Annotated in this window: 9 protein-coding genes; 7 read left to right on the top strand and 2 right to left on the bottom strand. The window is 36.1% G+C overall.

Annotated features, from left to right (window positions below):
• Positions 1-146 precede the first annotated feature (146 nt).
• From hisD to AC0C45_RS11810, 4 genes are all read left to right on the top strand, one after another.
• Positions 147-1433, top strand: coding sequence for a histidinol dehydrogenase (gene hisD, locus AC0C45_RS11795; RefSeq protein ID WP_251442718.1), 1287 nt, complete (start codon positions 147-149; stop codon positions 1431-1433).
• Positions 1434-1650: 217 nt separating this feature from the next.
• Positions 1651-3087, top strand: coding sequence for a GntP family permease (locus AC0C45_RS11800; RefSeq protein ID WP_257063159.1), 1437 nt, complete (start codon positions 1651-1653; stop codon positions 3085-3087).
• 37 nt (positions 3088-3124) lie between these two features.
• Complete coding sequence (locus tag AC0C45_RS11805; RefSeq protein WP_257063160.1) at positions 3125-3886, top strand: SDR family NAD(P)-dependent oxidoreductase; 762 nt, start codon at positions 3125-3127, stop codon at positions 3884-3886.
• Entirely contained in the window at positions 3883-4842 is a 960-nt protein-coding gene (locus tag AC0C45_RS11810) for a 3-hydroxyacyl-CoA dehydrogenase family protein (protein ID WP_047932758.1), read from the top strand. Before AC0C45_RS11805 ends, AC0C45_RS11810 begins: the two co-directional genes overlap by 4 nt.
• A gap of 86 nt (positions 4843-4928) precedes the next feature.
• On the opposite strand, the gene AC0C45_RS11815 is transcribed toward AC0C45_RS11810, so the two are convergent.
• Positions 4929-5828 carry a DMT family transporter gene (locus AC0C45_RS11815; protein WP_047932761.1) on the bottom strand — a complete coding sequence of 300 codons (900 nt, stop codon included), beginning with the start codon at positions 5826-5828 and terminating at the stop codon, positions 4929-4931.
• 100 nt (positions 5829-5928) lie between these two features.
• On the opposite strand from AC0C45_RS11815, the gene AC0C45_RS11820 reads away from it, so the two are divergent.
• Entirely contained in the window at positions 5929-6804 is an 876-nt protein-coding gene (locus AC0C45_RS11820; RefSeq protein ID WP_047932779.1) for a LysR family transcriptional regulator, read from the top strand.
• Positions 6805-7469: 665 nt separating this feature from the next.
• On the opposite strand, the gene AC0C45_RS11825 is transcribed toward AC0C45_RS11820, so the two are convergent.
• Positions 7470-9692 (bottom strand): MMPL family transporter, encoded by a 2223-nt coding sequence (locus AC0C45_RS11825; protein WP_472928151.1) that lies wholly within the window; start codon positions 9690-9692, stop codon positions 7470-7472.
• A gap of 135 nt (positions 9693-9827) precedes the next feature.
• Here AC0C45_RS11825 and AC0C45_RS11830 point away from each other — a divergent pair, with 135 nt between their 5' ends.
• A complete protein-coding gene (locus tag AC0C45_RS11830; protein ID WP_257063163.1) occupies positions 9828-10448 on the top strand; it encodes a TetR/AcrR family transcriptional regulator in 621 nt (206 codons plus the stop codon).
• A 379-nt stretch (positions 10449-10827) separates the two neighbouring features.
• Entirely contained in the window at positions 10828-11601 is a 774-nt protein-coding gene (locus AC0C45_RS11835; RefSeq protein WP_016766363.1) for a TerC family protein, read from the top strand.
• Positions 11602-12260 lie beyond the last annotated feature (659 nt).

Genomic DNA, 12260 nt, shown 5'->3' on the forward strand with positions numbered 1-12260 from the left:
AAGTTAGGAAGCTTACTATTAATTGAATTAATACTACTATGATTTTAAAATTCTGTTTCAAAATGCATACGTATGCATTTTGGGTATGTTGTTAAATGAAGCATGAATTTAATGCATACGTATGCAAATAAAGGGAGAGATTTGTCATGGCGAAAGTTTTTAAACAGGGGAAAAGTCAGGAAGAAATTAATCAAAATGATATGCAAGTATCAGCAACAGTAAGTCAAACCATTAAAAAAATTGAGGACGAAGGAGATAGTGCAGTTAGAGAACTATCAAGAAAATTTGATAATTGGTCTCCGGAAAATTTCAGATTGAGCAATCAACAAATCATTGAGATCGTGAATAGTGTACCAGAGCAAACAATTGAAGATATTAAATTTGCTCAAAATAATGTAAGAAGATTTGCTGAAGAACAGAGAAAATCTATGCTAGACATTGAAGTAGAAACATTACCTGGTGTTATTTTAGGTCATAAAAATATTCCAGTTGGAAGTGTTGGATGTTATATTCCAGGTGGACGTTATCCTATGGTTGCTTCTGCACATATGAGTGTACTGACAGCAAAGGTAGCTGGAGTAAATCGAGTGATTGCTTGTACTCCGCCTATTGGAGGAGAAATTCCATCAGCTACAGTAGCAGCCATGCATTTAGCAGGAGCCGATGAAATCTACATTCTTGGGGGAATTCAAGCAATGGCTGCCATGGCTGTTGGTACGGAAACAATTGAACCTGTAGATATGCTGGTAGGGCCAGGTAATGCTTATGTGGCAGAAGCAAAACGTCAATTATACGGTCGTGTTGGAATTGATCTCTTTGCAGGCCCTACAGAAACATTAGTTGTAGCTGATGAAACAGCAGACGCAGAAATGATTGCCACTGACATTTTAGGACAGGGAGAACATGGACCAACTTCACCGGGAGCATTAATTACAACATCTGAAAAGTTAGCTCAAGAAACTGTAGAAGAAATTGAACGTCAGCTCGAAAAGCTCCCAACAGCTGATGTAGCACGTGTTTCATGGGAGGATTACGGAAAAATCATAATTGTAGAAAATGAACAGGAAGCTTTAATAGAAGCAGACAAATTAGCTTTTGAACACGTTGAAATCTTAACTGAAAATCCAGATTATTTTTTAGAAAACATGAATAATTACGGATGTTTGTTTTTAGGTCCTGAGACAAATGTAGCTTACGGTGATAAAGTCATTGGTACAAACCATACGCTTCCAACAAAAGGAGCTGCACGCTATACTGGTGGACTGTGGGTAGGTAAATTTTTAAAAACATGTACTTATCAAAAGGTTACAGAAGAAGCTAGCGCGCATATTGGGGAATATGCAGCACGCCTTTGTCAACTAGAGAACTTCTCTGGGCATGCTGAACAAGCTTTACTTCGCGTACGTCGTTATGGAAAAGTAACAGCAAAATAACCAATAAAAGGGATGCATAAACTTTTTATGTATCCTTTTTCAGTAAGCTTTTGTTCTTTAGATGAATTACTGATTATCCCTATTAAAATATTGAAAGCGTTTGCTTTTGGAGGGCTAGCGGTAGAAATACTAGAGCTTAATATGGTTTAAAGGCTAAAAATTTAAACTAAGAAAGAAAATATAATAAGTTGCGACGAGAAATATAGGGGGAGAAACAATGGATTTAGTCATCATTATACTTGCTTTAGGGCTCTTAATGCTTATTGCTTACCGAGGTTTTTCTGTCATTCTTTTTGCGCCTCTATGTGCATTACTTGCGGTTATATTAACGGAACCTAGCTATGCTTTACCTTTCTTTTCTAATATTTTTATGGAAAAGATGGTCGGCTTTATTAAGAACTATTTTCCAGTCTTTTTATTAGGAGCAGTTTTTGGAAAGTTAGTTGAAATGTCTGGAATTGCTGAATCTATAGCTAAAACAATCATAAATTTAGTTGGTCGAAAACGAGCTATTTTAGCTATCGTTCTCATGTGTGCAATATTAACTTACAGCGGAGTCAGTTTGTTTGTAGTAGCGTTTGCCGTTTATCCATTTGCAGCGAACCTTTTTCGAGAAGCTAACATTCCTAAGCGACTTATTCCTGGAACCATTGCTTTAGGAGCTTTATCTTTTACAATGGATGCTATGCCGGGAACACCTCAAATTCAAAATGTAATACCGACTTCTTTTTTTAAGACAGATGTTTATGCAGCTCCTATATTAGGAATAACTGGATCGCTCTTTGTACTTTGCCTAGGACTTCTTTATTTGGAAAGACGCCGTAAAAAAGCTCAAAGTGCAGGTGAAGGTTATTTTGGTTTTAATGGTGCTGGGGAAGAGATAGCTGTTGCTGCTGAAACAGTTAATATGTCAGCTGCTCCTTCTACTAATTCTGCTAGTATTGGGCGTCAGGTATTAGCATTTGTTCCCCTGATTTTAGTTGGAGTGGCCAATAAATTTTTCACTATATCTATTCCAAAGTGGTACCCAGAAGGTTTTGATTTTTCTAAGTTAGGTTTAGAAGCATTTGGAAAAGTAGATTTAGCAACAGTAACAGGAATTTGGTCGGTAGAGCTAGCTTTAGTGCTAGGTATTATTACAGCACTTGCCTATGACTGGAAGCGCGTGACTAGTGGATTTCAACAAGGTATTAATGCCAGTATTGGCGGAGCTCTGCTAGCAGCTATGAATACAGGTTCTGAATATGGTTTTGGTGGAGTTATTGCATCTCTTCCCGGATTTGCAACTGTACGGGATAGCATCTCACATACTTTTACAAATCCACTTATTAATGGAGCTGTTACAACAAACGTATTAGCTGGAATCACGGGTTCAGCATCTGGCGGAATGGGGATAGCACTGAGTGCTATGGGAGATAAGTATATACAAGCTATTACACAATATAATATTCCTCCTGAAGTTATGCACCGTGTCGTAGCGATGGCATCGGGTGGGATGGATTCCTTACCTCATAACGGAGCCGTAATTACCCTACTTGCTGTTACTGGATTAACCCATAAACAAGCTTATGGAGATATCTTTGCAGTGACTATTTTTAAAACACTCGCATGCTTCTTTGTAATCCTTGTTTATAGTTTAACTGGTTTAGTTTGATAATAGAATCTATGAATCTAATAAAAGGAGGATTATAGTGACTTATTTTTCTGAACTCAAAGGAAAAAAAGTGCTGGTTACTGGAGGTAGTAAAGGAATTGGTAAGGATATTGCTTTGGCGCTAGCTAAACAAGGGGCAGACGTAGTCATTACAGGGCGTAACGAAGCTGATTTAGTGTCGACTACAAATAAATTAAAGCGGATTCATCCCAATTCTTTCTACTTAAAAGCAGATATACAAGATATACAAAGTGTGCATGAAATGGTAGATAACGCAGTTTCTACATTAGGTAATATTGATATACTCATAAACAATGCAGGGATTAATATTGCAAAACCAGCACTAGAAGTAACCGAAAAAGATTGGAATCAAGTCATAGACACCAATCTTAAAGGAACCTTTTTCTGTGCACAAAGAGTAGGCAAACATATGATAGAACAAGGAGGAGGAAAGATTATTAATATGGCGTCCCAAATGGCTTTTGTAGGGTATATTAAGCGCTCTGTCTATTGTTCTAGTAAAGGCGGCGCAGTTCAGTTAACAAAAGCACTTGCAGTTGAGTGGGCACCCTATAACGTAAGAGTAAATGCTGTGGCTCCTACTTTTATCGAGACAGATTTTACGAAAGAAATGTTTGAAGATGAGGAATTTTATCAGGATGTTGTTTCCCGTATCCCTTTAGGAAAATTGGCTCAGCCCTCCGATGTTACAGGAGCAGTTCTTTTTTTAGCTTCCGATTTAGCTCAGTTTATAACAGGAGAAACAATTAAAGTAGATGGAGGGTGGACAGCAATATGAGTGTTTCTAAAGAAGAATTAGCAATTATAGGTTCTGGTACAATGGGGCATTCTATCGCTTTATCTGCATCTATAGCAGGCTTCAACGTGAAAATTTGGGGAATAGATGATAATGATATTCACCGTGGGAAGCAAGGTATTGATGAAAAATTGAATTTGTTGACAACGTATGAGGTAGTGGATTCTAATGAGATAAAAAATATAAAAGAACGTATCTACTTTACAAATTCATTAAGAGAGTGTGTAAATAATGCGAGTTTCGTGATTGAAGGAATTCCAGAAAACTTATACTTAAAACAAAAAATGTTTCAAGAGTTAGATGAATTATGTTCCCAAAATGTAATACTTGCGAGTAACACATCCGGTTTGAGTCCAACTGATATTGCTGCTCTTACATCATATCCGGAAAGAACAGTAGTTACACATTTTTGGAATCCAGGACATTTGATCCCTCTTGTAGAAGTAATACGGGGAGAGCAGACGTCAGAACAGACTGTTAATCGATCGCTTGAATTACTTGAAAACTTGAATAAAAAACCTATTGTGGTTCAAAAAGATATCCTTGGTTCAATTGGAAATCGACTGCAGTATGCTTTATTCCGTGAGGCTCAATATATTCTTGAGCAAGGGGTGGCCTCAATCGAGGATATTGATAAAGCTGTTTGTTACAGTATAGGTAGACGTTTGTCGGTGACAGGCCCATTTATGACAGCTGATATGGGAGGACTAGATGTATTTGATTCTATATCAGCCTATCTATTCCCCGATTTAAGCAATCATAATAAATCGTTTAGCAAGATAAAAAAACTTGTAGATGAGGGAAATTACGGACAAAAAACGGGAAAAGGATTTTATGAATGGTCACAGCAGCAATCAAAAAAAATGAACAAAGAACGTGAACAACAACTTATTTATTGGCTGAAAAGAGATTTAGAAGAGGAAAAAGAACAAAAATAAGTTCCTTTAATGAATAAATGAGCAAGTAAACCTTGAGAGGAAGTTATGAAAAAGAAAAGGATGATCCAAAAGGCCATCCTTTTCTTTTATTTTGATACTAGAAGAGGCTTTGAGGTTTTCGGTTTTATACTGACAAGTATTATACTGAAAATGACTAATAAGAGACCTACTAGTAGATTCATTGTAATTGGTTCTTTTAAAAATAATGAACTTGCTGTAATAGAAATAATAGGGATTAAAAAAGTATAGGTGGAAACTTTGCTTGCTTCTCCTGAACTAACAAGTGTAAAGAAATCAAGCCAACCCAGAGCAATGACGAACACAGATATGAACAACAATACGGCGATAAAAGCCGGATTCCATGAAATAGATGACCAGCTTTCTGTAAGTGTTCCGGAAGCCATTAAAAATAATCCACCAATAATAATGTGCAGTGTAGTAAGCCAAATTCCATCAACTTTATTAGAGGATTTTTTCATAAATACAGTACCAAAAGCCCAGCTTAAAGCAGAGCCTAATGCAAGACAAATGCCTGTAATAGAAATATGGCCTTTTAAACCTCCAAGACAAATGACAAGAACGCCCGCAAATCCTAAAATAAGACCTAATATTTTGAAGGGATACATTGATTCACCAAGCCAAATCCAAGAAAATAATCCCATTAAGATTGGTTGAAAGAAAACAATCGCGGTAAAAAGTCCGGCCGGTAAATAATTTAATCCAATCGTCTGAAGTCCATAGAATAAGATGATATTAAATAGTGCGGATATAAAATAAATAGGCCATGTCTCTTTAAAACGAAGCATTTTATATCTAGGAACGGCAATTATGAGTAATATGATTCCGCCGATAAACAATCGTATACCTGCAAATAAAAGTGGTGGAGAGTAGTGCAGCGCGAATTTCGTTAGAGGCCAGTTTATTCCCCACATAAAAACAAGAAATGCAAGAAAAAATCCAATTCGCGTTTTAGAATATTGCTTCATAATAAAACCTCCTTGTTATGATTACATTAAACATGATACGATAGGAAGATAAATAAAGAAAATGAATGTTTTTTATAAGGAGTATAAGTAATCACTTATGATAACAATTACACAACTTCAAGTATTAGTAAAAGCTATTGACACGGGAAGTTTTACAAAGGCTAGTCATGTTTTGAATATGACTCAGCCAGCTGTCAGCCATGCAATATCTAACTTAGAAGCTGATTTGGGCGTTAAATTGCTTCTAAGGGATCGTAAAAGAGGTCTACTTTTAACTGATACTGGGGAACGTATTTTAGTACATATTCGAGCAGTATTAAATCATATTGAAAAAGTGAAACAAGAAGTAGCAGCTGAAAAGGGGTTTGAAGTAGGAACAATAAGAATAGGAAGTTTTCCTAGTGCATCTACGAAATTTTTACCCGGAATCATTAAAGTTTTTAAACAAAAATATCCTTCTCTCCAGCTAATTGTTCATGAAGGAACATTAGATGAAATTAAAAGTTGGCTCAAATCTAAAGCTATCGATATAGGGTTTATCGTTCTTCCAAGCACAGGTATGGATATTGTGCCAATTGCTAAAGATGAAATGGTAGTTTTAGTACCAAAAACTCACGCTTTATCTGAAAAAAATTCTATTAGTATTAATGACTTAGATAATGAGCCATTAATTTTGTGCAGAGGAGGGTTTGAATCTCCCATTATAGATATGTTTAATAAAGCTAAAGTGAAATTAAGAGCTGAATTTACGGTTTCTCATATCAATACTCTATTAAAAATGATTCAAGAAGACTTAGGCTTGGCCATAGCTCCTAAATTTTCATTAACAAGTGTACCTGAAGGAATTGCTATAAAAAAATTAGAACCAAGGTTTTGTAGAGAAATCGCACTAGCAGTTCCAGCGTTAAAAGAAGCGTCCATTGCTGTAAAGTTGTTTATTAAGGAAATGAGAAATCTAGATAGTGAAGCTGAATAAGAAAATGAAAAGCCTCTCCAATATTTTACCAAATTAAAGTCTTCTTCAACTAATAGAGAGAAAAAGAATAGCTAATAAAAAACATTTCTTAATTTTGAGGAATCACTTCATTCGATACTTGATTGGATCTTTCACTTATTTACTGGTAACACTTGTTATAGCATGGAATATAGATTTGTCTTGATTATTTCTCTATATGATATGTATGTTAACTTGAAAATCGTGTAATAAATTGAGTAAATAATGATAATGAAAGCGAGAGAGAATTAGAAGAGGCGAAAGCTCAATTGATTCATAACATACAAAGGAATCTTTATTAATGCAGAGGATAGGGAATATAACGACTCGGCAATAAGAGGCTAGTTTGAACGAATCTAAGATGACTAAAAATGGTTAGTTTTCGTATTCTCTAATAGAGTAGAACTAGTTAAAAGCGTGGATTAAATCTAACCCACACCCTTTTTTAATCTATTAAGAACGCTTGGACAAGAAACTTAAGGATGGTTATCACTTGTTTCCATTTACCGTAAAGCTAACAGATAAAAAAGAGAATAGATGGAAGTGAAGTAAAAAAGCAAAGAGAATATTCTCTTTGCTTTTTTCTTGTTTTCATATTCATAGAAGCTACATAGTAAATTATATATATGACATCTTTGTTCAAATACTTACTGCTCTTTTTCTGATACCATTTCAACTTTACCTGGCCAGAAAGCAAATCTTCCTAAAACCGTAGTAATCGCAGGTACAAGGAATGGTCGCACAATAAATGTATCTAACAGAACACCTAAAGCCGTGATAATTCCAAACTGAACCAGAACTTGAATAGGCAGTGTTGCTAGAACCGCGAAGGTAGCAGCTAAAATGATCCCAGCTGATGTAATAACACCGCTTGTTTCGCTTACGCCTTCTTTAATTGCTTGCTTTAATGGCATGTGCTTCTTTTTCTGCCAGATGCTTGAGATCATAAAGATATTATAATCCTCACCAAGCGCCACTAAAAATACAAATGCATATAAAGGAATCGCTCCTTGGATAGCATCTGCCCCCATGATGTTGTGAATAATGAGCCAGCCTAATCCTAAGGCTGCACTGTAGGATAAGATAACCGTTCCAACCAAGTAAAGCATGGCCACAATGGAACGCAAGTAAGCCAATAGCAGGAGCGATATAAAAATAATAATTAATGGGACAATGATACTGTCGTCTTTATCACTAACTGTCATCGTATCATATTGCGTTGCTGTTTGACCACCGATCCATACTTTGGATTTGACTGTGGAAACTCCGGACTGTGACAGTGCCTTTTCAGCTGCATCTCTCAAGTCTGGAATAGCTTTCATTGCTTCTATACTATATGGATTCACATTAAACATAACGTCATATACTTTTAGATCCTCATTATTTGTACCACTTTGAGGTGCAGAAACAGTACTAATAAGGTCATTTTTCTTTAATGCTTTTTCAAGGTCAACCGATTTTCCTTCCGTATCAATGACTACTTGTGCTGGTGCTAGTTCACCAGGAGAGTAAGCATCAGAAATAATCGTAAATCCTTCACGAGAAGGCATATCTTCAGGGAAAGAAGACAATAAATCATATGTGTACTTGATTTGACTAGAGTAAATGGATAAAGCTCCAAAAAAGACTAGACAAGCTACAATGATTGTCCATGGTTTAGTCGTAACCACATTACCAATCCAATTCCCGAAACGGTTTTTCGCTTTTCGGTCACGCACCGGTTTTCCTTTCTTTTTCGCCAATTCCTCTTCCATTTCAGGAGTACGAGGGACGAAAGGATAAAAAGAACCTCTTCCCATAACCGAAAGCAGGGCGGGAATAAGTGTTAAACTTGCTAATCCCATAATCAGAATAGATAAGCTAAAAGGGATTGCAAAACGATGGTAAGCACCGTATTTTGCTACGATTAAAGCTAAAAGAGAGATGACAACCGTAAAGCCACTCATCGCTATAGCACCTGAAGCACCTTTAAAGGCGTTGATAAGTGCTTGTCTCTTGTCTTTTACTTTGCGAAGCTCATCGCGATAATGAGAAATTAAAAATAAACAATAGTCTGTTCCGGCTCCAAATAATAAAACAGTCATAATGGATATGGACTGCGAGTCAACTGTAATCCATCCTTTATCTGCTAAAATACCGAGAATTGGACTCAGCACCCCATAGGCAAAACCTACGCCGATTAAAGGAATAATCGCTAAAATTGGGGAACGATAAATGACAAGAAGTAAAATTAAGACCAATAAAACTGTCGCAATTAGTAACGAAATGTCTGCTCCTTCAAATAAGCTCGTTGCATCTACTTGAATTCCTACAGGACCCGTAACGCGCGTGCTTAATTTATCTTTTTCATCGATATCTGTCGCAAAAGAATCGTATGAAACGTTTTCTTTTACTTGTTTTTTAACCGTATCTAGATTTTTTTCTAGTACATCCGTCTCAACGTTTTCTTTAAAGAAAATAGGCTGTACAAGCGTGGTACCATCTTTTGATATCATTTTTTGTAGAGCTGCTAACGGTAATTTGTGCAAAGGCGGAGTAGACGTTTGTTCTTCTAATGGTTTCTTTTCTAAATCTGCCGCCACTTGCTGAATAGATTCTAAGTCATCGGTATTCAAACTTGAATCTTTATGCCATGTAAGCAGGGCAGGAACCCCTGAAGAGTTAGGGAATTCTTTCTTTATAAGATTTTCAGCCTCTACGGAAGGTGAATTCTTACTTAAGTTTGGTGCATTGTTCACTTCCGTTTTATTAACGGCAGGCCAAGCAATTGTTAGAAATGCAGTTGCCAGAATCCATACGGCAATAACAACCCAACGACTCACTTTTCCAGTCATCAATCGACTGAATGTTGCTAAAGGTGATTCTTTCATTAATTCTCCCTCATTTCCAAATCTGTTTGTTTCTATTACAATATATATAGAACCTTCAATAATTATATATACCAGAAGGTTAATTAATCAACTAGTTTAAATGTGCCAATTTCTTGAACTAGAAGGAGGGCCCTTATGAATACTGATAAGACACCGAAAAAAAAGCCTGGCAGACCTAAAATAACAACTGAAAATAATATAACAAGAGAGCAAATTTTAAAAACAGCTGCCCATCTCTTTACGGCATATGGATACGAAAAAGTTTCAATGGAGCAAGTGGCTGAAGCAAGCGATGTGACCAAGGCCAGCGTTTACTACTATTTTAAAAATAAGGCAACTTTGTTTACCGTTTCGGTATCAAGCATGTTCCAACGTATCACAAAACAGACAGAGAAATTATTACAAAACTCCAAAGGGCTGAAACACAGATTATATGAGGTAACATTAAATCATTTAAAAAGACCGCATATTGATTTTGAAACATTATTGCAAGAAGCGACTTCTTCGCTTACAGAAGATCATATTCATGAAATTCGTGAAGCGGAGAAAGCGATACATGAGGCATTGGAGAACGTATTCAAGCAAGCTGCAAACAGCGGAGAAATCGTCGTAGCAAGTCCCAGATTGCTTGCGCATACATTTTCCACGGTAACAATGATTCGGAACAAAAAAGAATTAATTACAGAATTAGGAGGCCCTGAAAAAACGGCTCAGGCTCTAGTGGACCTGTTTTGGGTGGGGATTAGTCCTAATTGACGTTTTTATTCCAGCGTAAAAAAAAGAAATAAAAAGCGGCTAAAACATATTGATCAATATGTTTTAGCCGCTTTTTATTTGGCTGTAAGTACTTTGTGGAAATCGGTAAATGATAGCGATTACATGTTAAGTGACAAACTTATAAATAAATGGTGGTTCAACATTTTCATTAACAACCTAACAAGGCGAAGTTATATGATGAAAACGTAAAAATTTAATAATTTGGTTTTTATTTGTATTTTAAATAATACTTTATAAAAGGTTAGTGTTAAAATAATGAAAATCCTAGCTTTTAGAGTTGCGTTTAGTATATATGGTTATTCTATTGTAAACAAAACCTTTAGTATAACAGCTTATATTTTGGAAAGGGGAAAATTGGATGGAATCTATTTGGCTTGAATATGTGTGGGCACTATTGATTCTAATCGGGTTAGAGGGGTTATTATCAGCCGATAATGCTCTTGTACTAGCAGTTATAGCTAAACATTTGCCCGAGGATCAGAAAAAAAGAGCGATTAATTACGGAATTCTTATGGCATTTATTTTTCGATTTGGAGCTCTTTTTGCCATTTCATTTATCGCCAACGTCTGGTGGATACAAGCCGTAGGAGCAGTTTATCTTCTGTATTTAGGTTTAAAGCATGTCATTCAGGCGCGGTTTGGGAAACATAATGAGAATATTCATGATGATGATGAGAAGGAGTCTGCTGGAAAGGGGTTCTGGCCGACAGTTGGGAAAATTGCGTTAGCTGACCTTGCTTTTGCCATCGATTCTATTTTAGCTGCAGTGGCCATAGCTCTTGGACTTCCGGATTCACAGTTTGGAGAAATCGGTGGGATGGACGGAGGGCAGTTTGCAGTTGTAGTTCTTGGAGGAGTTGCAGGCCTTATCTTAATCAAGTTTGCAGCAAGCTGGTTTGTAAAACTCCTTGAAAAACGACCTGCCCTAGAAACGACAGCATACGCCATTGTTGCCTGGGTAGGTGTGAAACTTGCTGTTATTACTTTTGCACATAAAGATATTGGTGTCTTAGATCCCCATTTTCCTCATAGCACCATCTGGACTCTAATTTTCTATGGAGTATTAGTTGGTATTGCTCTATTAGGTTGGTTTGCACCTGGCAATAAGTCATCAGAAAAATCATCGGCCTAGAAGGAATCGAGTGTGATAATCACCCTGAATTCATCAATTAACCTTACTCTTTCCTTCCAAACGGATCCTTTAATATTTAAAAGCATGCTTAGATTCTATAGAAAGGTGAGTTTTGGTGATTCATGCGTAACTATCAAGTGCGTTAATCCAAGCTGGGTTAACGCACTTTTTAAATGAAATGGTTGCGCAAACGAACTTGGTTATTTTATTTATGATTTTTGTGCCTTTTACGATAGTCAGTAAAGCAGGAAATTAAGAAAATCCCAATAAAAAAACCAATAAAAAGACCGATAAGACTTTCTATTTGAACATCTTTTCCTCCAATTATTTGACCGTAAATTACCCTGAATATAACATCAACAAAAGAGAGAACAACAGCCTTGATGGTAATATGTAAAAAATTAATAAAATCGCACCTTTTACAAAATCTATTACGCAATTTTAAACGATTAAAAAGGTCCAGAAAGAAAGACTTACAATTTAAGGTTCATTGAAGGGTTACATATTACACCTAAAGGGATTTATTCTGCAAGACAATAGAAGGTCAATTGCAAAAACAGGTGATTATTTTTGTTAGTTTTAATATTCCTGTTTCTTTTTCTGGAATTTTTAAAAAATAACGAATACTTGTTTAAATGGAAATGATTTGGGAATATAAT

The organism is Priestia sp. VA7, from assembly GCF_055710015.1.

Excerpts from the sequence above, each read along its gene's own strand:
- AC0C45_RS11800 (WP_257063159.1), top strand. The coding sequence starts at position 1,651 with ATGGATTTAGTCATCATTATACTTGCTTTAGGGCTCTTAATGCTTATT.
- hisD (WP_251442718.1), top strand. The coding sequence starts at position 147 with ATGGCGAAAGTTTTTAAACAGGGGAAAAGTCAGGAAGAAATTAATCAA.
- AC0C45_RS11835 (WP_016766363.1), top strand. The coding sequence starts at position 10,828 with ATGGAATCTATTTGGCTTGAATATGTGTGGGCACTATTGATTCTAATC.
- AC0C45_RS11815 (WP_047932761.1), bottom strand. The coding sequence starts at position 5,828 with ATGAAGCAATATTCTAAAACGCGAATTGGATTTTTTCTTGCATTTCTT.
- AC0C45_RS11810 (WP_047932758.1), top strand. The coding sequence starts at position 3,883 with ATGAGTGTTTCTAAAGAAGAATTAGCAATTATAGGTTCTGGTACAATG.
- AC0C45_RS11825 (WP_472928151.1), bottom strand. The coding sequence starts at position 9,692 with ATGAAAGAATCACCTTTAGCAACATTCAGTCGATTGATGACTGGAAAA.
- AC0C45_RS11830 (WP_257063163.1), top strand. The coding sequence starts at position 9,828 with ATGAATACTGATAAGACACCGAAAAAAAAGCCTGGCAGACCTAAAATA.